Here is a 21,853-nt window from a genome sequence, read left to right as displayed (position 1 = left end):
CAAAAATTAGGCTGTGTTATGTGGATGGTCAGGGATGCGACCCAATCAACCAAGGGCTGGAAGTCCCACTAGGAGTTTATTTCAGGCATCTCAGCCCTATTTGGTCTCCTAAACGTCTCGCACCCATACTTGGTATGGTAGCGCATCGCCCTAATTGGTTCAACTAATCTGCGATTAAATTAAGCTCCCCCGTTAATATTATTGCCAATTATGTTAAGTTTTGTTACAAATTGTCACGATCGCCATAGTAATGGGAGATAACTATTGACTTAGGGGGTTGGCTATGATACCATTTTAGATAATGGCAGGCACGACTAAAAAATTATTTAGGGATATATTTCCATTGTAAAGCGTAATACTCTAATGTTACCCCACATCCCCCCATCTTGTCAACCCCTTTAGGGGGGCGGGCCATTTTTTTTGAAAATTTAGAGCATTAGAGGAATGGAATGGGGGCGATTGTGGCATTAATTAGGGCTTTAACAAGCGAATAAATTCGAGGGGTAAGCCGTCAGCATCAGCAATAAAAGCGACCTCATAAACGCGGTTGCTGATTAGCTGTTGGGTAGGGGGAAGGAGAACCTTTAAAGAGGGGATGCGATCGCTCAAATGATGAATCCAAGTAGGTAAATCAGGAGTAATATCAGTCAAATCAAAAGAGAGATGATAGTAACCGACATAATGTTCATCTCCAAAGGGGTCAGGGGGTGGTGATGGTTCAGGAATTTGGATAAGTTCAAGGCGGCCCAAATCTCCTTGCATCCAACAGGCGAGGGTGTAGCCAGTAGTAAAGCGATCGGTGACGGAGAACCCCAACTGCTGATAAAAAGCGATCGCGCGATGAATATCTGCGGTGCGAATAGAAGCATGGTGCATGAAATTATCCCCATCTATTTCCATGAGCGCCAATTAAGATAAGGAAGGGGAGAGCCCCTTTTCCTTTTCCAGACTAAAGTTAATGACATCCCAACAGGGTTCAACCTGTGGGGAGGGGCTAAACTCTACAGGAAGACCATAGAGACGAGGTTCCCCCACCTCAGACTGATCACGCCAGGGGGTGTTACGTTCGAGATAAGAACTAATTAACTCCTGGTAACGCTGTGCGATGATGACTCGTGTGGCTCGATATCCTTGAGTATATAAGCGATCGAGGGCTTCGTGTATTTCAAAGCGGATACCGTCAGGATGGGTATGCTGTCGATACCATTCATCCTCCCATAAACGCCATTGTCGCCCGGACTGAAGATGTACCAATTCGCCAGTTTGAGGATCAGCTTCAAAAGCCCCATGTCGAGGACATAGGTAAGTATCCGTCAGGGTTAAAGCCGGGATTTTTTGGCGACAGTGAGGACAGCGAATCTCCGCCCCAAAAATAGGGTACTGCAAGGCAGAATTTATCATGAAACCGTTTTCCGAGCCAGTAGTGGTCTATTATAGCGATGGGTTTTGTATATGTATCAATCAGCCATCAGTTTAAGCTATGAACCTACCTGATCAAGCTCCCATTTGTCCAGCAGTCGGTCATTTTCCGCCACCGGATTTGTCTAAGGCTGCATTTGTCGCCCCAGGTGCGGTGGTGGTTGGTGATGTACAAGTGGGTTCAGGGGCGAGTATTTGGTATGCTGCGGTAGTGCGGGGGGATGTTGAACGGATTATTATAGGCGATCGCACTAATATTCAAGATGGTGCTATTCTCCACGGCGACCCCGGATATATTACCCATTTAGAACATGATGTTACCGTAGGTCATCGAGCGGTGATCCATGCCGCCCATATTGAACCGGGAAGTTTAATCGGCATTGGGGCAATTATACTAGATGGGGTGCGAGTCGGTTTCGGTAGTATTATCGGTGCGGGTTCTGTAGTGACCAAAGACGTACAACCGCGATCGCTAATGGTGGGAGTTCCGGCTAAACGTATCCGGGAAATTTCCGAAGCCGAAGTCACAGAACTTATTGACCACGCCCAACGATACGAGAAACTGGCACGATTTCACGCTGGAGGTAGCACGGAGACCGGATTTGAACTAAAATAGGGACGCACTCTAAAAATTCCTTGGCTACCAGTTATCCCATGAGGGATGAAAATGTCGGAGAAATTGTTATGGCCGGGGTGGAAGGTGGAAAATCAGCTTGACACTCCCCGCTCTGAAGAGACGGGGATTCTTGGCTCACCGAGACCACTTAAACTAGATTCCTTGCGTCGTCTAGCCCAGAGGTGGGACTCTCCCCAAGCGTTACTTTCGGTATGCCCTACCGTAGTTGCATTTCTGCCAATCCTGTTTAGATTGAAGCAAATATACCTCAAAAACTGATTTGTCTAGTTCCTGTGAATCTTTTACCTGCTGCCAGGAGGAAGCTAGAACAATGCAGCCAAACCGCATAGATTCAATGGTCAAGGTTCAGTGTACGCCTTGAGGCAACAAGGTTTTTTAAGTGGTTGGTTACCTGGCACTACTAAAATCAGTGTAGCATTTATCTAGTAAGCGTGTCAAGTAAAACAGCGATGTTGTTCGAGAGTTGATCAGATCTTGGGCTGACGGGCACTAAAGTACCCGTGTCGCCTTTCATCCTTGCTCTCTTGAGACAAGGTTTTCATGCTCCAGTGCTGTTCGTATAATCTCACCTACCCAGATTGGCAAGCTGCTAATCTGTAGCACCGGGCGGCTTTATTCATAAAGTCGTGAGTAATTCAGAATTTACAGGGGAGGCGCGCCCCCGCCATTAACAATTAATAATTGTTACACATTTATCATAATTCCTCTTGACAAATCTCCTAACTTGACGTATCCTAGGATAATGGGAAACAGTGCCACTATATATGGTATAATCAGAGGTCTATGGTAAATTTTCCCTGCCCTAGGATGGGGTTTTTAGCCACCGCCAAGATTTGTATGAGCCTAGATCTGCAACCAGAAAACCATTAAAGTTAATTGAAAGCCGATTATCAATTATCCAGATGAATAATAAACAGGTACTAATCACTGGCGGAACTGGGGGACTAGGTTTAGGAGTGACCCCCCTAGTGCTTAACCAAAAAGCTAAGGTCACGATACCCTATCGCAGTGAAGCAGAAGTCGATCGCCTTAAAGGTATCCTTTCCCCGACGGACTTTGAGCAAATTCGGTTTGTGGCGGTCGATCTCACGGACGAAAACGCGGTTAGTAAACTGATTAATGATATGGGTCGGGTTGATGTTCTGATTCATCTAGTGGGGGGTTTCTCCATGGGGGCTACCCACGAATATAGCTATGATAGCTGGAAACAAGACATAGACCTTAACTTAAATACCACATTCCTTGTATGCAAGCACAGCCTAGCTAAAATGCGACAAAATAACTACGGTAGAATCGTGACGGTAGGGAGTCGTGGTGCTATAGACCCAGCCGGACAATTAGCGGCTTACTGTGCTTCTAAGGCGGCGGTAGTGGCTTTAACTAAAGCGATCGCAGATGAAACCAAAAACACCAATATCACCGCCAACTGTGTGCTTCCCAGCGTCATTGACACCCCCAGCAACCGCGAAGCCATGGGTAGTGATAACGCTCACCAATGGGTAACACCCCAATCTCTAGGAGAGGTGATCTGCTTCTTAGCTTCAGAAGCCGCCAAAGACCTACGCGGTGCTGCTATTCCCGTCTACGGCAACATTTAAGCCTACATTCCCGTAGCGTCAGAAGCGACCATATCCAAACCCACCCAGATGGATATATTCTGACGCACCAGCACCACCTAGGTTTTTTGAGCCATATCCAAAATGTCAACCTCTACCAACCTTTCTGGGTCTGACCTGCTACTTTTAACGGGGGTTTGATGAATAGGAATCTCTACTCCCAATTCTGTTCCTTGGTGGGGGGTTGACCGACAAATCAATTGACCTTGATGCAGTTGGGTGATAATCTGATAACTAATTGATAACCCTAATCCCGTACCTTTCCCGACAGGTTTGGTCGTAAAAAACGGGTTAAAAATGTGAGGACAAACTTGGTCACAAATTCCTGAGCCATTATCTTTAATGGAAATCCTAATAGACTTGTGATCAATGAGTTGGGTAGAAATTATAATTTGGCTATAATGTGGGGAGTTGCGGTCTGGGGGTGGTTTTTGGTCGGATTCTACTAAAGCATCGATCGCATTACTAATCAAGTTCATAAATACCTGATTAAGTTGACCTGGATAACATTCTATTAAAGGTAAGTTTCCATAGTCTCGGATTACCTCGATTTTACCAGATTGTAAGGAAGTTTCTAAGCGATCGCGTAAAATCACTAAAGTGCTTTCAATACCTTCGTGAATATCCACCGCTTTGCACCCCGACTCATCCAACCGCGAGAAATTGCGTAGGGATTTAACAATCTTTAAAATCCGTTGAGTCCCTTTACGCATGGAATCTAACAAATTCTCTAAATCCTCTACCACAAAATCCAGATCTATTTCTGCTTTAAACTCTTCAATTTCTGGCGATGAGTCTGGATATGCTGTTTCATACATTTGGACTAGCTGCAATAAAGTCTCAATATATTCTTCAGCATGAACCAAATTGCCATCAATAAAGGTAACCGGGTTATTAATTTCATGAGCTATCCCGGCTACTAATTGACCGAGACTGGACATTTTTTCCGTTTGTATTAACTGAAGTTGAGTATTTTTTAATTGACAAAATGCCTCTTCTAATTCCTGGTTTTTCTGGGATAATGCCGCTTCGGCTTGTTTCCGATGGTGAATTTCTTGGCTGAGTTGATCAATTTTTTGATTTAAGACGGCAAAATCTAAATTGGCGGCTGCACTATTTTGTAAACGCAGTAAAATCCAAGCCGGAGATTCAGGAGAAGCTGGTTGAATTACCGCACCCTCCGCACGACAGCTTAAATGCTCATCATTGGGGAGGATAAAATTTAAGGAACCGAAGGATAATTGACGATTTCTGGCGCAGGTTTTTAAATATTCAAGAACTGAATCATGGGGGTTTTCAACAATTTCTAATAAATTCTTACCTCGTAGGTCTTTACTGCGACAATTAAGAAGTTTAGCAACCGGACGATTTGCTGCCAAAATATCACCGCTAACTGTAGCCAAAATTAACGGCTCTGGCAATACAGAAGCCACCTCTAAAAACTGTTCCGGTGTCATCTTTCTTATATTCCAAAATACTCCCGACCTTCGGCATCTTCGGCATCTTCCGTCTGTTGAAGATACACAACTACTCGACAGCCTGAATGACCTTGAGCAATAGTTTCCTGTAATTCTACTTTCGCATAACCGAGATTATCCGCAGCAATTGACCCAAATACATTAGAGGTCATCATACACATAGAAGGACGATTTAAGACCTTATCTCCAAAGGGACAAACTCGATTCCCAAAAACTATTTTTTCGTCGTCTTCTTCAATGACATAAAAATCGCCGTTAATGCGTCGCTTGAGGTCTACCAACACTTGAGCGACTTGTGAACGGGAGAGTTGAGAAAGTTGCAGGGCTGATTTATAATCTTGCTCAATGGCTCTACCCATTGACTGACCGACAACGCTGATAAAACCGGATGCTTCTTGTAAGCCGACAACGTTTTCCAGTGTCCCAGCGAGTTCTCTGATTAAGGTACGGAGAAAAATATCTCGTTCCAGGGGAATATCTAACTCCGTGAAAGATTGGTTGTTATCAGGGGATGAATGGGTAAGATTACTCATATTCCTGTGATTTGGTTAAGACTGATGTGCTTATTGACGTGACCCTAGGGAGATTATCGCATAAATAACTTGTATATGTCCACCGCTGAGATATTTATGCTGACCGGGTGGCTGGAGGAACAGAGATTGATTATGATTAGGGGGTTGATGAATGTTTTAGGTATGGGAACTGCCGATATATTTAAACTTCCAGAGAAAACCGGATATAAAATTAGTAAAAATGTGAGCCACAATGGGCACGACAAGGTTGCCTGTAGCTAAGGCACTATAGCCTAAAATTACTCCCACTAGGGTAGCCCAAATAATGTAAGGCCACTGTTGAGAACCGCTGAAATGGAGTAAGCCAAAAAAGATGCTGGAAACGACTAAACCCAGGGGATTCAACCCAATGGCTGCGAAAATTACACCCCGAAATAGTAACTCTTCACTGAGACCGGGAAGCAATCCCAACCAAATTAAATCTGGCCAGATTAAGGGGGTGAGAATTAGTTTTAAATAAATATCGGCACTGCGACTATAAGCCGGCCAAAGACGATAGAGAATTGCACTAGCCCCAGTAATTCCTACACCGATCGCTAATCCTTGAATTATGCCCAAAGTGGTGATTTCCACAGGTAAGATATAAAAATCACCAAAGAAAGACACGACTTTAGCAATGACTAGCAACAATAGGGCTGTCCCCCCCATGGCGATTAAAATTTGGGTACGGGTAAAGGATTCAAATTCTGGCTGATTGGGGATTTTTTCCACGATGATATTAGGGCTGGAGTATGGTTCTGTTAAGGGGTGTGCAGTCGGTTGAGAGTTGTTAGATTTGGTCTGAGGGCTTGATGATTAACTCCCTGTCGCCATGTTACCAAAACTCCGATCGCCTCTAAATATGATTTTACCGGGACGGTCTTAATACCGATCGCCTCTGGGGGGGTTGCCATAGTGGTGCGATTTTCGGCTACGGTGATCATCAGTTTGGCACTATTAGCAAAACTCAGGATAGCACTACCACCACAGGCGGTTTCTGGAACTACCACCGCATCAACTTGATTAGCCCAGATGCTATCAGGTGCTGTCAACCGAGACTGGACATATTGGGGCGCACGACTCAACCCGGCTAATACACAGGGAAGGAATGTATAGCCTATTTCTTCCGCCGCCGAACGGGGTGATAAATGGGGGTCTAGGGGTAAAGGTAACAGAGCGGGAGCGTGGGCGCAGGGGATGCGAAAATGTCGGACAATGAGATGGCTAATAATAGCCTCGGCTCCGGCGAGAGGATCAACACCCTGTCCCTGTCGATACTGGCTGAGAGCCACACTGCCTTCATCATCGGGAAATCTAGCCACCACTGCGATCGCTTCCGCTCCCGCTTTATCGATCAACTGTTTTGCCCCCCGCAGTAAACTATCTGGGTTGCCAATGGTTCCCCAAGAAGCACCAGAGGGGGCTATTCTTAGCTCTACGTTGAGGGGAGCATCGGTAATGACATAATCAGTCATATTGATGCCCAGAGTCGCTCTAGCGCCATCGGCGGCCTGTAGGTGTCGCAGTTGCAATTCTGGTTCCATACCGCGATCGAGTAATAGTCCCACTCGGTTACTGTGGACGGGTTGGAGTCCCCAACACCCCGCCGCCATTTGGTCTAGCGCATATCCTTCCACATAGAGGGCATTAGGTATAGGCCAGTACAACTGAGCGCCGTTAAGGACGTTGGGATGGGTGATTAACCTATCACAGACTCCAGATAGCGATCGAGCAATGGGTAAGGCATCCCCCGCATAGCCACCCAAATCCGCCCCTATTCCAGTAGGGACTATCATTACCACAGTAAAGGGGCGAGCCATGATTGTCTATTGAGGCTGACCGGGATGGTCGCCTGTCGTGAAAACTGCTTCTACATGGGCGATTTGGCGGTCAGTATCCACCTTGGTAATCGCCCAGCGCAGGGGTTCGCCCCGGCTTTCTAATTCGGTGGCGATCGCTTCTTGTAAAGCCTTTGGGGATTCAGTTAAATCTATTTCAGCAGTAATAAAGTGGGTAGTCATTTCTCGTCAATTCAAAAATCCTATGAACTTGCACCAAATTGGCGCTGATAGACCTCTTCTTCCTTTCCGGTTTCCACCTTCAAATCTGAGCGCGGATGGGCTATACACAGCAATACATAGCCCTGTGCTTGCAGATCGGGGCTCAACCCCATACCCTCACTCTGATCAACTTCTCCTTCCAGGATTTTAGCAGCACAGGTAGTGCAAACTCCAGCATTGCAGGAATTTGGTAAACTAAACCCCGCCTCTTCCGCTACTTGCAGGATATACTTATCCGACGGCACATCAATCTCGTGAATTTGGCCCTCGTGGTGAATCTCCACCCTATAGGTGTTAGACATGATTGGGTTAATACTCCTTCCACATTGAACAATCAGTTTTATAGTTTACAATGACAGGGTCAAATATATCCCTGATTGTTCGCTGAACCTAACCATTCAGGATAATAGCGCCCGCCGGGTTAACTTCCTCTATTGCAACTTTATCGGAAATTATTGTTCTGTATGATAGAGTAATTCCAGGTTTTTGTTATAAACTTTTTGGGTAAAAGTCAGAAACCTTGTAGATCTACTTTTGGTCGTTATCACCTATAAGTTTAACCGGCCTTCCCTCCATTGTGCTTTGACCTTCTTGCCTAATCTGGGTATGGCTCCCGGGTTATCCCATTCAAGTTCAATAATTGGTCTAGCATTAACAGATGAATCGATTTGATAGTCAACTTTGGAGACGATTTCTCAGCATCGCACAACCGTTTTTTTATCCCCTAGGACCTGGTAGTGGCAGGGTTTTTTTGTTATTGATGTTGCTGCTGCTGGTTTTCTTGTTTGGGGTCGCTTTTGTGTTGGTCACCGCCGTTACTTTCGCTAGTCAACTGCTGTTTCCTGAGTTTTTTAATCGCATCGCTCCCGGCTTATTGGAAACTATACAAGGGGTGATTTATTCTCCCTCTATTATAGTCGTGGCTTTGATGCTGCTTGTACCCGCCATGGTATTCTACTGGTATCGCCGTCAATGGTTGACTCGCTGGCAACCTTGGGCTTTTTTGAGTGTCCTGCTATTTATTTCTTTGGCTGTTAGTGGCTTAAATGTCATTATTAGCTATGTGGGAAACTTTTTTATGACCGCTCTCTCAGAGAGAAATGAGGAGGAATTTTGGCGGTTTCTGTTTGTTTATGCTGGTGTCTTTGTCGTGGGTACTCCCATCGTGGTTCTCTATGGTTACACACGCGATCGCCTCGGGAACTATTGGAGGAAATGGTTAACTAATCGATTTCTGGATAATTATTTTCAGAATCGCTCCTACTATGAAATAGACTCCCATAAAGATATCGATAACCCTGACCAACGTATCTCTGAGGATATTCAGGCTTTTACGATTACTAGCCTCCGATTTTTACTGATTATTTTAGGCGCGGTAATTGATGTAATTTCCTTCACGGGTATTCTGTGGTCGATTTCTAAACAATTGTCCCTGTTCCTGTTAATTTATGCCGTATTTGGTACAGGGGTCACAGTCTTATTAGGTCGGCGCTTAATTACCCTCAATTTTAATCAGCTTAAACTGGAGGCAAATTTCCGTTATGGCTTAGTCCATGTCCGCGACAATGCCGAATCTATCGCCTTTTATCAGGGAGAAAACCGCGAATCTCAGCAGGTTAAAAATAGGTTTTTCCAAGCCTTTAATAATTTTAACCTCCTGATTGGTTGGCAGAGAAATGTAGATTATTTCACTACTGGGTATCGCTATCTTGTGATTATTTTACCCTCTCTGATTATGGCTCCTCTGTATTTTGCCGAACAAATCAGATTTGGAGATATTACCCAGGCGGGTTTTGCCTTTTCTCAAGTGTTAAGCGCTTTTTCGATTGTGGTCAGTCAAATTGAACCCTTGAGTAGATTTGCGGCGGGTATTAATCGTTTGACTGGGTTCTCCGAAGCCCTGGAAGTGAGCGATCGCACCCCCACAGGGAAACCTCAAATTGACCTCATGATAGACTCTCCTTTGGCGGTGAAAAATCTCACCTTAGAAACTCCTAACTATCAGAAAACATTGGTGCGGGATTTATCCCTAGAGTTAGCACCCGGTGAGGGTTTATTAATTGTTGGTCAAAGTGGAGTAGGGAAAAGTTCCCTATTACGAGGAATCGCGGGTTTATGGCGATCGGGAACTGGGGTGCTAGTGCGTCCGGAACTTAGCGAAATGCTATTTCTCCCCCAGCGTCCTTATATGATTCTGGGAACCCTGCGAGAACAATTACTCTATCCTAACTCCCATCTAAACATCGACGACACCGAATTAGAATCCGTTTTGAAACTCGTTAATCTGGGTGATTTAAGCGATCGTGTTGGTAGCTTTGATGTAGAATTGGATTGGGCTAATGTTCTCTCCCTCGGAGAACAGCAACGCCTCGCCTTTGCTCGTCTGTTGCTCACTCAACCTCGCTATGCTATCCTTGATGAAGCTACCAGCGCCCTTGATATGAAAAATGAGGAGTTGCTGTATCAAAAACTCAACCAGATGAACACTACTTACGTTAGTGTCGGACACCGGATGAGTTTACTGCAATATCATCACCACGTTTTAGAGTTGATGGAAGACCAAAAATGGCGTTTAATATCCCCACAGGAATATCAAGCAGACCTGAATTTATTTGCGGGATAGTCTCCGTTTTTGACCGCTTCTGATTTCGCCGTCATTATCCGGGGGGTGTTTCTTCCAGGGACTCATAAAAGCGACATCGATCGCAGGGTCCCTGGGGATTTACCGCACAGCGAAATAACTCCGATCGCGCATTAAACCGACAACTAGCATCCCCTATTACCCAATGTCCATTGACTAAACTCTTCTCCTGGGGTTCTTCAGCCGACTGTACATATAGAGCAATTTTACTTAGGCGGTAACGACCTGATTTTAAATGATAACGGTGTCGGCGTTCCAAAACTGCATAGGTTTGACCCTCTAAAACCAAATAATGGCCAGGTTGGGGAGTCCAATCAAAACACACATTTCCTAGGGACTTACGCGGCTCGGTTAAAATTACTTCTGTTGGTAGTGGATATGATTCCATGAATTTCCCCAATTTTCACAAAACACCTGCCCAATTGTATCTTAAAATATACCCCCAGAAGCTGAACCAAGATTGGTCCACTTTTCTGGCAAAATGTCAAGGGTCTTAGGTAGTCCCTCCCGCTTCCCCACTGACCCGAATAATTCCCGGAAATCCCCAATTATCGATGATTTCAGGCGATCGGGAACTGTGATTTTCCCCGCCGGGAGTTTGAGATTTGCCTATTTCATGTCAAGATAAAAAACTGTCTGTTCTAGTGAGTGTCGCTGGGTGGTCGCACAACTATCGCAGCCACTTCTGTAGGCATTTTTACCGAAATACATGAGTTGGAATTTATGAAAGTCGGCGATCGTGTTCGCGTCAAAGAGTCAGTGATTATCTATGTCAATCCCGAACACCGCAATCAACCTTCTGATGCTAAGGGATTGGAGGGGGAAATTGTATCCATCCTAACAGACTGGAATGGTAGACCTATTACCCCTAATCTGCCTGTTATAGTACAGTTTAACCCCAAGTTTAAGGTTCACTTCAGAGAGGAGGAGTTAGAAGTGATTGAGGAGAGTTAGAAACTATCTGGGGAACTATTGGGGACAAAGAGACATCAGTTGACCGTTTCTTGAGTCCCTCACCCCGGCAGCTTTAGTGGCGACCCCGCAAAAACCACCCCAGCAGGTTAAAATCACCTAGCATTTTCTGCATCTCTTGACGGTGGCGATCGGCTGTCTCATAATACCACTGGCAATAGCGATCGAAGTCCTCACGATATTCGACTTCCTGATAAAATTCCCGTGTTGTCGTCGTGGCTTCTAATGCTTCTATGATTTCCCCTGGGGGTGGCGGCGCTTGTGGAATTATGTGTTCCCAGTTGGAGTGCATAATCTTTCTGGCTAAGGTTGACTTTTCCGTACATCAAGCAGGGGTCGCTGTTAGTAAAATCCAGGCGATCGCTAAACCGATGGCTACAAACAGCTTTAATATGACCCCTTTACCTGTCTTTAATTTCTCTTTCACCGATTCATAGAACCGAGTTACTTTCGGTTAGAAATAGCCTCCACATCATATCACCGCCTAGATTTTTTGTCAACCTGTTGGTGAGAGTTTAGAAACCCGGTTTTTCACCAGCCATCCCTTGGGGAAGGAGAAACTCTCCTAGAAACCGGGTTTCTCCTGGGGTGGGTGAGAGTTTAGAAACCCGGTTTCTCACCTGCCATCCCTTGGGGAAGGAGAAACTCTCCTAGAAACCGGGTTTCTCCTGGGGTGGGTGAGCGAAAAAAAACTGCCCCGGCTTTCACCAGAGCAGTTTTAAATTAGAACTCAGAAGTTACTTAGTATCCTAAACGGAACTCTATTTAGCCTGAGCGACTTCCATGATATCATCAACCAAAACGCCAGACTCTTCCATCTTGCCAATGTCGAGGATGGTCTTAATCACAGAGTCGGGGTTCAAACTCATCGAGTCAATACCCAACTCAACCAAGAACCGAGCAAACTCTGGATAGTCACTAGGCGCTTGACCACAAATACCAATCTTGCGACCATATTTCTTAGCTGCTTTGATGGCGATCGTGACCATCCGACGTACCGCCTCATTGCGTTCGTCAAAGATATGAGCCACCAGTGCGGAGTCACGGTCCAAGCCTAGAGTTAACTGGGTCAAGTCGTTCGAGCCGATGGAGAAGCCATCGAACACTTGAGCGAACTCATCAGCAAAGATGACATTACTCGGCAATTCGCACATCACATAAACCTGGAGGCCGTTTTCGCCCCGTTTCAGGCCATATTTCTCCATTTCAGCCAACACCTTGCGGCCTTCATCAGGAGTCCGACAGAAAGGAATCATCGGCACCACATTGGTCAGACCCATTTCGTCGCGCACCCGTTTCAGAGCCACACATTCCAGACCGTAGGCTTCCCGGTAGTTGGGGTCGTAGTAACGGGATGCACCCCGCCAGCCGATCATCGGGTTCTCTTCTTTGGGTTCAAACTGACGACCACCTAACAGGTTGGCGTATTCGTTACTCTTGAAGTCCGACATCCGCACAATCACTGGGTTCGGATAGAAAGCCGCTGCGATCGTGCCAATACCATGAGCCAGTTTATCAACAAAGAAGTCCGGCTTATGATCATAGAGTTTGGTCAGTTCGCCAATTTCCCGCTTAACTGATTCATCTTCCAGTTGGTCATACTTGAGCAACGCCAAGGGGTGAGCCTTAATATGATTAGCGATAATAAACTCAAGACGAGCCAAACCTACACCATCGCAGGGAATAGATGCCAAACCAAAGGCTTCTTCTGGGTTCCCCACATTCATCAGAATTTGAGTGCGGGTCTTAGGTAAGTTGTCCAGAACAGTTTCGTTCACATCAAAGGGCACTAACCCTTCATACACCCGTCCTTCTTCCCCTTCCGAACAGGAAACTGTAATGTCTTGTCCGGTCTTGACCACTTCCGTAGCATCTCCGCAACCAACGATCGCCGGAATACCCATTTCACGAGCAATAATCGCCGCGTGACAAGTCCGACCGCCAGCGTTAGTGACAATAGCACTGGAACGCTTCATAATCGGTTCCCAGTCGGGGTCAGTCTTGTTGGTAACTAATACTTCTCCCGGTTGGAAATCATCAATCCGGTGAACATCCATAATTACCCGTGCTTTACCCTGACCGATCATTTCGCCAACTGCACGACCGCGAGATAGCACGTTGCTAGTTCCGTTGAGTTTGTAAGACCGCAGGACACTGCCCGATTTTTGGGATTGTACCGTTTCTGGACGTGCTTGGACGATGAACAGTTCACCCGTGACACCATCTTTCGCCCACTCAATATCCATAGGTGTATAGCACCCACGAACTGTTGAGTAGTGATTTTCGATGATAACCGCCCATTCAGCCAGCTTCAGGATTTCATCATCTGTAATACAGAACTTCTCGCGTTCGGAAACTGGGACGCTTACGTTTTTGGTGAGTTTCGTGCCACCAATGTCGTAAACCATCTTCAGTTCTTTTGTGCCTAAGCGCTTCTCTAGGATAGGACGGAATCCTTGTTTCAGAGTAGGCTTGAATACAAAGTATTCATCAGGGTTAACTGCACCTTGTACCACGTTTTCCCCTAAACCATAGGCCGCTGTCACTAGGGCAGCATTCTTAAAGCCCGTTTCTGTGTCAATTGAGAACATGACACCGGAGGAAGCTAGGTCAGACCTAACCATTTTCTGTACACCCACCGACAAGGCAACATCGAAGTGATCAAAGCCTTTAATTGTCCGGTAGGAAATCGCCCGATCTGTAAAGATGGAAGCAAAACACTTATGGCAAGATTTTAAGACTGTATCTTCCCCATAAACGTTTAAGTATGTTTCTTGCTGACCTGCAAAACTCGCATCAGGCAAGTCTTCTGCTGTAGCACTAGACCGCACCGCTACGTCAATATCACTGGCATAGCGTTTGCATTCTTCCTTATAATCTGAATCGAACTTCTCACAGAATTCTGCTGAAGTCCCGTAACGTTCACACAGTTTTCTGTAATAACTAACAATTGCTTCTTCAAGTTCTGGAGGGAAGGGGGTATCTAGGATCAAAGCGCGAGCCTGCTTACCCCGCTGCCGCAGGTTGGGCATATCTTCTACATCTAGATCCGAGAACAGTTCGCGTAGTTTGACTTCTAAGCCCGCTTTTTCGATAAAGTAGCGATAAGCATAGGCCGTGGTAGCAAAACCTGTGGGAACGCTAACCCCTTGGGAGCCTAGCTGTTGGATCATCTCCCCTAGGGATGCGTTTTTTCCACCTACTAATGGAACATCGACAATTCCTACTTCCTCAAACCACAGTACGAATGCTTTTTCTTTATTTTCAACCATTATGAAATTCCTCCAAACTTGAATAACAGTCTGGTAGAGAGTACAGCCAAATCTTTCTACACTTCCAGAATATTCAGTCTTACTGATACTCTGATTTTCATGCAAATAGACTATCTGGCAATAGGTATGGCAAACCTTATTGCTCCAAAACTCAGCATTTAGACTTAGTTAATTTTGGTTTGACTGTCGATCTACAGGCTGAGATTTTTTTTCGTCACAGAGGGTTTTTTTTCCCTCTGTTTATAGAGTATTACTTTCTATAAAAATTACAATATAGTTTACTAAAGTTATCTTAGTTACCCAAAGTACAAAAATATTGCTATGATGGAAATACAGCCGCTTATTAAAAAAGTTTAAAACTTCTGTGGCGGTTGGTAACCACTAAAGTAAACCTTAAAATTTGTTAAAATGAAAGTTACAAAACATTGCGAAAACTCCCAAGCAGGCCCAATGTCAACTAGTTCGGAAAACTCTACTGAGACCGAACAGCCTTGTCCTATAGAATATATATTGGATAGAATTAATAGTAAGTGGTCTTTTTTAATTTTGCGGGAACTTTTGATAGATAACCGCCGTACTCATCAACTACAGGAAGCACTTCCGATTAGTACGAAAACCTTGACAATTCGGTTGAGGGAATTAGAAAAATATGGTATGATAGAAAGGAAGGTTTATCCAGAAATACCCCCTAGGGTAGAATATTCTCTCACACCTAGGGGACGAAATATCAAGCCAGTCATTGATGCCCTACAAGAGGCAGGAGAGGCTTGGTTATCTGATGAACAGGTAGTCGGAGGTAGTTAAACTTCGACTTTTACGCCTCTCCAGAAGGCGATATAACCTTGGATCTTCTGGGCAGCGGGTAATGGGCTAGGATAATACCAAGCAGCATCTTTGTTAACTTCGCCTCCCACCTCCAGGGTATAGTAACTAGCGACCCCCTTCCAGCCACAGGTGGTGTGGGTGTCGCTATTTCGGAAGTATTCTTTTTTAACGGAGTCTGGGGGGAAATATTGATTGCCTTCGACGACTTCACAATTATTGCTTTCGGCAATAACGACCCCATTCCAAATTGCTTTGGCCATAAAATTTTCCTAAACTCAAGTTTTGTGATGGCTTAATTATACATAGTTTTTGATGGTTGGTGAGGGGATAACTTCTAACCTGCTTCTGGACAACAATTATGATGTTGGCGTTGCAGATAGTCTTCGAGTGCGGCTACGGACATGGGTTGAGCGAGTAGATATCCTTGGATGGTTTGATATTTCAGGTTTTGTAGTTGTCTGAGTTGACCTTGGGTTTCGACCCCTTCAGCTACTAAGTTGATATCTAAACAGTTGGCCATTAAGGCGATCGTTCTGACAATTTCAACACTTTTCTGATCTCGTTCCATACCGCTAATAAATGATTTATCAACCTTAATGGTGTCGAAGGGGAAATTGTGGAGATAGCTTAAAGATGAATACCCGGTGCCAAAATCATCTATACATAGGTTAATTTTACGGGATTTGATTTGTTTTAAGATGTCGGTAATATCTTCGGCATTATTCATTAAGGCGGTTTCGGTAATTTCGAGTTGAATTTGTTGGGGGGGAATTTCAGTAACTTTTAAGATATGATCAATTTGGCTTAATAAATTGGGCTGCATCAGTTGTATCACGGAAACATTAATGTTAATAAACATGGAGGCGACCTGGGGAAATTGCGATCGCCACTGTTGAAATTGCCAACAAGCCTGACCAAATCCCCAGGTTCCCAAGGGAATAATAAAACCGGTTTCTTCCGCCAAAGGAATAAATTCAAAGTTAGAAATAAGCTGAGTGTTATTATACCATCTAATCAGGGATTCAAAGCCGACTATTTTGAGGGTCTCAGCGCCGAAAATTGGTTGATAATAAAGCTGAAACTTACGGTCATTAAAGTCTCGTCTCATTTGATTATCCAACTCTAGCTGACGACTAGCATAGGCTTTAAATTCGTGATTAAATATCGTATAACTTGTATTGGGGGAACGGCGACATTGATGCACAGCTAATTCTGCTGCTTGTAACATTTATTCGGGATTTTCCCCACAGTCATAACTCAAAGCCAACCCCATTTTTACCTGTTTAAAAAGTTCATGTTCTGAGAGATTAAATGGTTGAATAAACAGATGGCTAATATAATTGAGAATTTGATGGGCTGATTCCAAGTCTCCTACCTGTTCCCAGAGAATGATAAACTCATCAGCCATACCGACTCTAGCAATCATGACGGCATCAGGAAGATAGGTAGTCAGGCGGTTAGTGATAGCGATTAATAGCTGTTATGAGAATTCATATCCCAGGGTATATTTAATGGATTTGAAATGGACAACATCAAGGTGAATAACTGCAAATGTATGATTTTATGGGTGAGTTTGTTTTAATAAAGACTCCAGTTTATCTAACAAGAAAGACCGCCAAGGCAGTTTAGTCAAAGAGTCATATTCAATGTAGCTTCTCAGTTGCTTTTGTAACTTAATATATTCGGTAATTTTGCTTAAAATTATCAGTAATTGCATGGTTTTTGTGGATGCCATTTTATGGTTCATTTCCTGAAGCGATCGCTGATATTTTTGGAGAAGCTGATATAATAAAAGGCTGGTAATAGCCATAAATATTAAGCCTTTGAAAGTAGTCAGATAAGTAAACTGGCTATAATTACCAATAATAGTTTCTATAGCCTGATCAGAAATGAGTATCCAGACCGCGCCAATAACAGCGTAACTGAGGACTATTCGACGAGGGAGGTCTTTGGTTAATGTATGTATATTCATGGTCAAAGCCATTGACAAGGTAAACATCAGAGCATAGACTCTGTTATGGTGAAACCAGGATGGCTCACCATTATGGAGTCTTACCCATTAACAGTATTCTATCTGAGATGCTACAATGTCCAGTGTTTATGGAATTAATGGGAGTGAAAATGTGTGCCTAGATTCGCTTGAATAGCAGTAATTGCTACTGTATTAACAATATCGGTGACGGTGCAACCGCGACTCAAATCATTAACGGGTTTTTTCAATCCCTGCAAAATTGGTCCGATCGCCACAGCATTAGCTGATCGCTGTACAGCCTTGTAAGTATTATTCCCGGTATTCAAATCGGGAAAAATAAAAACCGTGGCACGACCAGCCACCTGGCTATCAGGTAGCTTAGTTTTAGCGACACTCTCATCAATAGCAGCATCATACTGGATCGGGCCTTCAATTTTCAAGTCGGGGCGCAGTTGACGAGCGATGATGGTAGCTTGCTTAACCTTTTCGACATCCTCACCCTGTCCGGATTCTCCAGTAGAATAAGACAACATAGCCACCCTAGGTTCAATGCCAAACATTTGAGCAGTCAAAGCGGAACTGATAGCAATATCAGCCAATTGTTGAGGATTAGGATTAGGATTTACGGCACAGTCGCCATAAACCAAAATCCGATCTTCCAACCCCATTAAAAAGACACTAGAGACAATAGAAGTACCGGGAATGGTGCGAATAAACTCCAAAGCGGGGCGGATCGTGTGACCTGTGGTATGGACTGCTCCCGACACCATACCATCAGCGTGTCCCTTATAAACCATCATGGTACCAAAATAGCTAACATCGAGCATGACATCATAGGCCCCGTCTTTAGCAATACCCTTATGTTTACGGAGATTAAAATAGGTTTCAGCATAGTCTTCATACCAGGGGGATCTAGCCGGATCAATAATCTGGACTTGGGATAAATTCAAACCGAGGGCGGCAATACGTCCGCGAATTTCTGCTTCTGAACCTAATAAGGTAATATCTGCGACTCCCCGCCGCCACAAAATCTCAGCGGCTTGTAAAATCCGATCTTCGCGTCCTTCGGGTAGAACAATATGCTGTCGATTAGCTTTAGCCCTTTGAATCAATTGATACTCAAACATGATCGGAGTCATGCGAGAGGGACGGGAAACCTGTATGCGCTCCTCAATTTGACCCAAGTTGACATGAGTTTCAAATAACCCCAAAGCTGAGGCAATTTTGCGATCGTTGTCCGGGGTAATAGCACCATGTACCCGGTCTACATTCATGGCAGTTTCGTAGGTATCAGTCTTAACTGTGATCATGGGAACTGCCCAATGGGGACATCCATCGATGAGGCTTTGGATAGTGGCTGGTAGTTCCAGACCGCCACTAAGAATAATTCCGGCAATATTAGGATAGTTCTCGGAAGTAGCGGCGACGGCGCAGGCGAGAATAATATCAGCCCGATCGCCTGGGGTAATAATTAGGCTACCTTCTTTGAGGTATTTGAGGAAATTGGGAACTTGCATGGCGGCGACGCGCAAATCAAAAACCTCGCGGTTAAGGCGATCGTCGGATGGGCCATAGATTTGTTGACCGCCGAGTTTCTGGGCAATTTCGGCGACTGTGGGTTTAGCTAAAATGGGTTCTTCTGGAATGACAAATAGGGGATCTGGAAATTTCCAGAGAGTTGTCAACTGTTCCATAATTCCTGGAACATTGTGGTTATCGACACGGTTAACTACAGTAGCGGCGATCGCGCAACCTTCTTCAATAAAGGCTTCCCGTTCGGCTAGTAAGGCACTCATTAATTGATTGGGGGTTTTACCGCTACCGCTGGCTACAATCAAAATGGGACAACCTAGGTGGTTAGCAAATCGGACGTTAAAATCAAACTCGAAGGCGGAAGCGATATCAGTAAAATCGGTTCCCTCGCAGACTACAAAATCACAATCTTGCTCAACGGCTTTATATTTTTCGATGACTTGCTTAATGACTTCATCATAGCGACCCTCACCAATCAAATTTTGAGCTTCTTCGTGGGTGAGAGCATAGTAAGATTCATAGGGTAGGGCTTGGTGTAGGCGACTGCGAACTAATTGGATATCTCTGTCAGGAGTGGTGTGACTACGAATAATGGGACGGAAAAATCCCAATTTTTGAATTCGTTTGGAAAGCAATTCTATGATTCCGAGTACGACTAGGGATTTGCCACTCCCGGGTTCAATGGTAGCAATGTAGAGGTTCTCAGCCATTCCTTTCACTCCTAGTTATGTCCTGCCCTCCCATGCTACACCAATGAAAACTTACCCGATCTGTGGGGGGAGAAAGACCGGGTGAATAGGAATTATGGATTGGGCGCTAGTGGGTTAAGTTTAGCGCCATTTGGCGATCAGTTGGCCGGGTTTACTGGGGTCTCCGCTCAATTCTACTCCTCGGTCATTAGCTGCTAGGTGACGCAGGATTTTATATAGGGTTTCTACCTGTTCCTGGGCATCTATTTTGGTGGCTAAGTCGGAGATAGAAATACCTTGGCTATGGCTGCGTAAGGCTTGTAAACTTTGGTGTTGTAACTCTAGAACCTGGGCGGCGGCTTTTTTCCCGGCTTCGACTCCCGGTTGGTGATAGGCGTTGATGTTGACTAGGGAAGCATATAGACTGACAGCACGTTCATAGAGAGCGACTAGAGCGCCTACAGTGTATGGATTTACTTCGGTAATAGTTACGGTAATGGAGTCTCGTTGGTTGTCGTATAGAGCCTCTCGTGTGCCTTGTAGGAAGCCTGAGAGATAGTCTCCGGCGGTGACTCCGGGTTCGATTTCTGAGGATGGTCCTTGGCGATCGCGTAGGACTTCGATAAAGGTGGCGAAGAAGTTAGGAACCCCATCTCGAAGCTGTTGGACGTAGGCGTGTTGGTCTGTGGAACCTTTGTTACCGTAGACGGAGATACCTTGGTTGACGATGTTTCCATCTAGGTCTTTTTCTTTTCCCAAGGATTCCATGACTAATTGTTGCAGATAACGGCTCAAGAGTATGAGTCTGTCCTTGTAGGGGAGAATTACCATATCTTTTTGACCACGGCCACCTCCGACGGCATACCAACATAGGGCCAGCAGGGCGGCGGGGTTGGTTTTGATGTCGGGTTGGCGGGTGGCTATATCCATGGTTTGAGCCCCTTGGAGTAGGGCATGAATATCTATGCCTTGTAGGGCGGCGGGAAGTAGTCCTACGGCTGACATTTCCGAGGTGCGACCACCGATCCAGTCTTCCATGGGGAAGGTTTCCAACCATCCTTGGCTGGTGGCTTCTTGGTAGAGTTTACTACCGATTTGGGTAGTGGCGATCGCTTGATCGGGAAAGTGGAGGTTTTGCTTGAGTAAGGCTTGTTTAACTTCCATCATGCCGTTACGGGGTTCTGGGGTGCCGCCGGATTTGGAAATTACTAAGATTAGGGTACTCTTTAGGCGATCGCCTAGTCGTTGCAGAATCCGATCTATGCCATCGGGGTCACTATTATCAATAAAGTGGATGTTGATCAGTGGGTAATCTGGGGCTAAAGCATCAGCCACAAATTGTGGTCCTAGGGCTGATCCTCCAATACCAATGGAGAGTAAATCTGTAAATTTTTCGGCTTGGGGGGGTTTAATCTCACCCTTATGGACTTTAGCGACAAAGGTTTCTATTTTGTTAACTGTGTCGATAATTTGCTGTTTGATTTGGGGAGTAGGTGCTAACTCCGGGTTTCGCAGCCAATAATGGCCTACCATTCGCTGTTCATCTGGATTAGCGATCGCCCCACCTTCGAGGGCTTCCATGTCTCGAAATGCCCCGTCAAACTTGGGCTTCATGGCTTCCAGAAAAGCCTGATCAAACCTAATCCGACTGATATCGAGGTACAGTCCTATTTCTTCGTGGTAGTACAGCCAGTCTTGGTATCTTTGCCAGAGTGTAATGGCATCCATAATCACTGTTTCCCCGTTATGTACAAGTTGCCAGTCCAGAACATCTATGAGGGTTTAACCGCTTTTACCCTTCCGCAATTCATTGATAGAGCCTTATCTATCAGCACATATTCTACAACAGTTCTCAAAACTTAAACATGGGGTTTAGGCAGAATTCTCAGAAACTTGACGATTTGGCCCGTCATCTCTAGGCCGATTAAATAGCGATCGATGGTGAATCGATAAAAAATACCAGTCGAACCCACCGCACGAAATTCCGGTAATTCTTGTAAGCGATTAATTTGGGGAAACTTGACGAAAACGATTTGATAAACTCGCCAATAGGCATCCGTGTCTAAGGCAGTTAAGTCTTGTAAAAAAGAGCGTGCATAACGAACTTCAACATTCACGTAAACCTCTTGGGAGCGTGGAAGCCCCGTGTCTTTAGACCGGGGAGGAAACGCGACAGGGGGACTTTAGT

At 45.0% G+C, this 21,853-nt stretch carries 24 protein-coding genes; 6 read left to right on the top strand and 18 right to left on the bottom strand.

From position 1 onward, the window contains the following. Window positions 1-471: 471 nt before the first annotated feature. Window positions 472-876, bottom strand: a complete 405-nt coding sequence (locus ACTIE0_RS14915) for a VOC family protein (RefSeq protein ID WP_035759996.1) — start codon at window positions 874-876, stop codon at window positions 472-474. 33 nt (window positions 877-909) lie between these two features. Beyond that, entirely contained in the window at window positions 910-1,401 is a 492-nt protein-coding gene (locus ACTIE0_RS14910) for a TIGR02652 family protein (protein ID WP_006622585.1), read from the bottom strand. Window positions 1,402-1,480: 79 nt separating this feature from the next. Between ACTIE0_RS14910 and ACTIE0_RS14905 the strand changes: the two genes are divergently transcribed. Beyond that, window positions 1,481-2,035: a gamma carbonic anhydrase family protein gene (locus ACTIE0_RS14905; protein ID WP_006622592.1), complete on the top strand. Its 555-nt coding sequence runs from the start codon at window positions 1,481-1,483 to the stop codon at window positions 2,033-2,035. A gap of 923 nt (window positions 2,036-2,958) precedes the next feature. Then, window positions 2,959-3,654 carry a 3-oxoacyl-ACP reductase FabG gene (fabG, locus tag ACTIE0_RS14900; RefSeq protein ID WP_006621878.1) on the top strand — a complete coding sequence of 232 codons (696 nt, stop codon included), beginning with the start codon at window positions 2,959-2,961 and terminating at the stop codon, window positions 3,652-3,654. Window positions 3,655-3,731: 77 nt separating this feature from the next. Here fabG and ACTIE0_RS14895 read toward each other — a convergent pair whose 3' ends face one another. The 6 genes from ACTIE0_RS14895 to ACTIE0_RS14870 all read right to left on the bottom strand — a co-directional run bounded on the left by ACTIE0_RS14895 (window position 3,732) and on the right by ACTIE0_RS14870 (window position 8,063). Next, the gene (locus tag ACTIE0_RS14895) at window positions 3,732-5,129 is read right to left on the bottom strand and encodes an ATP-binding protein (protein ID WP_006668861.1); all 1,398 of its coding nucleotides are present in this window, start codon (window positions 5,127-5,129) and stop codon (window positions 3,732-3,734) included. 5 nt (window positions 5,130-5,134) lie between these two features. Then, complete coding sequence (locus tag ACTIE0_RS14890) at window positions 5,135-5,683, bottom strand: methanogen output domain 1-containing protein (protein WP_006621876.1); 549 nt, start codon at window positions 5,681-5,683, stop codon at window positions 5,135-5,137. A gap of 156 nt (window positions 5,684-5,839) precedes the next feature. After that, window positions 5,840-6,433 carry a CPBP family intramembrane glutamic endopeptidase gene (locus tag ACTIE0_RS14885; protein ID WP_006621875.1) on the bottom strand — a complete coding sequence of 198 codons (594 nt, stop codon included), beginning with the start codon at window positions 6,431-6,433 and terminating at the stop codon, window positions 5,840-5,842. Window positions 6,434-6,462: 29 nt separating this feature from the next. After that, the gene (locus ACTIE0_RS14880) at window positions 6,463-7,521 is read right to left on the bottom strand and encodes a DUF3326 domain-containing protein (protein WP_006621874.1); all 1,059 of its coding nucleotides are present in this window, start codon (window positions 7,519-7,521) and stop codon (window positions 6,463-6,465) included. 6 nt (window positions 7,522-7,527) lie between these two features. Then, the gene (locus ACTIE0_RS14875) at window positions 7,528-7,722 is read right to left on the bottom strand and encodes a hypothetical protein (RefSeq protein WP_006668860.1); all 195 of its coding nucleotides are present in this window, start codon (window positions 7,720-7,722) and stop codon (window positions 7,528-7,530) included. 20 nt (window positions 7,723-7,742) lie between these two features. Continuing rightward, window positions 7,743-8,063: a 2Fe-2S iron-sulfur cluster-binding protein gene (locus ACTIE0_RS14870; protein ID WP_006668859.1), complete on the bottom strand. Its 321-nt coding sequence runs from the start codon at window positions 8,061-8,063 to the stop codon at window positions 7,743-7,745. Between the two features lie 356 nt (window positions 8,064-8,419). Here ACTIE0_RS14870 and ACTIE0_RS14865 point away from each other — a divergent pair, with 356 nt between their 5' ends. Then, window positions 8,420-10,384 (top strand): ABC transporter ATP-binding protein/permease, encoded by a 1,965-nt coding sequence (locus ACTIE0_RS14865; RefSeq protein WP_006668857.1) that lies wholly within the window; start codon window positions 8,420-8,422, stop codon window positions 10,382-10,384. 34 nt (window positions 10,385-10,418) lie between these two features. On the opposite strand, the gene ACTIE0_RS14860 is transcribed toward ACTIE0_RS14865, so the two are convergent. Further along, entirely contained in the window at window positions 10,419-10,790 is a 372-nt protein-coding gene (locus ACTIE0_RS14860) for a DUF6464 family protein (protein WP_006668856.1), read from the bottom strand. 93 nt (window positions 10,791-10,883) lie between these two features. Here ACTIE0_RS14860 and ACTIE0_RS14855 point away from each other — a divergent pair, with 93 nt between their 5' ends. Both ACTIE0_RS14855 and ACTIE0_RS14850 read left to right on the top strand, forming a co-directional pair. Next, window positions 10,884-11,030, top strand: a complete 147-nt coding sequence (locus ACTIE0_RS14855; protein ID WP_155839094.1) for a hypothetical protein — start codon at window positions 10,884-10,886, stop codon at window positions 11,028-11,030. 20 nt (window positions 11,031-11,050) lie between these two features. Further along, window positions 11,051-11,356, top strand: a complete 306-nt coding sequence (locus ACTIE0_RS14850; RefSeq protein WP_006668855.1) for a ferredoxin-thioredoxin reductase variable chain — start codon at window positions 11,051-11,053, stop codon at window positions 11,354-11,356. 73 nt (window positions 11,357-11,429) lie between these two features. Here ACTIE0_RS14850 and ACTIE0_RS14845 read toward each other — a convergent pair whose 3' ends face one another. Beyond that, window positions 11,430-11,666 (bottom strand): hypothetical protein, encoded by a 237-nt coding sequence (locus tag ACTIE0_RS14845; RefSeq protein ID WP_006668854.1) that lies wholly within the window; start codon window positions 11,664-11,666, stop codon window positions 11,430-11,432. Window positions 11,667-12,135: 469 nt separating this feature from the next. Next, window positions 12,136-14,646, bottom strand: a complete 2,511-nt coding sequence (gene ppsA, locus ACTIE0_RS14840) for a phosphoenolpyruvate synthase (RefSeq protein ID WP_006621864.1) — start codon at window positions 14,644-14,646, stop codon at window positions 12,136-12,138. Window positions 14,647-15,096: 450 nt separating this feature from the next. On the opposite strand from ppsA, the gene ACTIE0_RS14835 reads away from it, so the two are divergent. Beyond that, complete coding sequence (locus tag ACTIE0_RS14835) at window positions 15,097-15,450, top strand: winged helix-turn-helix transcriptional regulator (protein ID WP_006668853.1); 354 nt, start codon at window positions 15,097-15,099, stop codon at window positions 15,448-15,450. Here the strand turns inward: ACTIE0_RS14835 and ACTIE0_RS14830 are convergent. The 7 genes from ACTIE0_RS14830 to ACTIE0_RS14800 form a co-directional block, all read right to left on the bottom strand. Then, entirely contained in the window at window positions 15,447-15,731 is a 285-nt protein-coding gene (locus tag ACTIE0_RS14830) for a DUF427 domain-containing protein (RefSeq protein WP_006668852.1), read from the bottom strand. The two genes, ACTIE0_RS14835 and ACTIE0_RS14830, sit on opposite strands and share 4 nt — an antisense overlap. A 74-nt stretch (window positions 15,732-15,805) precedes the next feature. Continuing rightward, a complete protein-coding gene (locus tag ACTIE0_RS14825) occupies window positions 15,806-16,699 on the bottom strand; it encodes a putative bifunctional diguanylate cyclase/phosphodiesterase (protein ID WP_006668851.1) in 894 nt (297 codons plus the stop codon). Beyond that, a complete protein-coding gene (locus tag ACTIE0_RS14820; RefSeq protein WP_006621860.1) occupies window positions 16,700-16,897 on the bottom strand; it encodes a hypothetical protein in 198 nt (65 codons plus the stop codon). Window positions 16,898-17,032: 135 nt separating this feature from the next. After that, window positions 17,033-17,443 carry a diguanylate cyclase gene (locus ACTIE0_RS14815; protein ID WP_439516927.1) on the bottom strand — a complete coding sequence of 137 codons (411 nt, stop codon included), beginning with the start codon at window positions 17,441-17,443 and terminating at the stop codon, window positions 17,033-17,035. A gap of 134 nt (window positions 17,444-17,577) precedes the next feature. Then, complete coding sequence (gene pta / locus ACTIE0_RS14810) at window positions 17,578-19,686, bottom strand: phosphate acetyltransferase (RefSeq protein WP_006668848.1); 2,109 nt, start codon at window positions 19,684-19,686, stop codon at window positions 17,578-17,580. 120 nt (window positions 19,687-19,806) lie between these two features. Continuing rightward, on the bottom strand, window positions 19,807-21,393 hold the full coding sequence (locus ACTIE0_RS14805; protein ID WP_006668847.1) for a glucose-6-phosphate isomerase: 1,587 nt from the start codon (window positions 21,391-21,393) through the stop codon (window positions 19,807-19,809). Between the two features lie 131 nt (window positions 21,394-21,524). Beyond that, window positions 21,525-21,782, bottom strand: a complete 258-nt coding sequence (locus ACTIE0_RS14800) for a hypothetical protein (RefSeq protein ID WP_006621856.1) — start codon at window positions 21,780-21,782, stop codon at window positions 21,525-21,527. Between the last annotated feature and the right edge of the window lie 71 nt (window positions 21,783-21,853).

The organism is Limnospira sp. (assembly GCF_051859755.1).
Taxonomy (GTDB): Bacteria; Cyanobacteriota; Cyanobacteriia; order Cyanobacteriales; family Microcoleaceae; genus Limnospira; species Limnospira fusiformis.
This window is presented reverse-complemented; position numbering and strand designations above follow the sequence as displayed.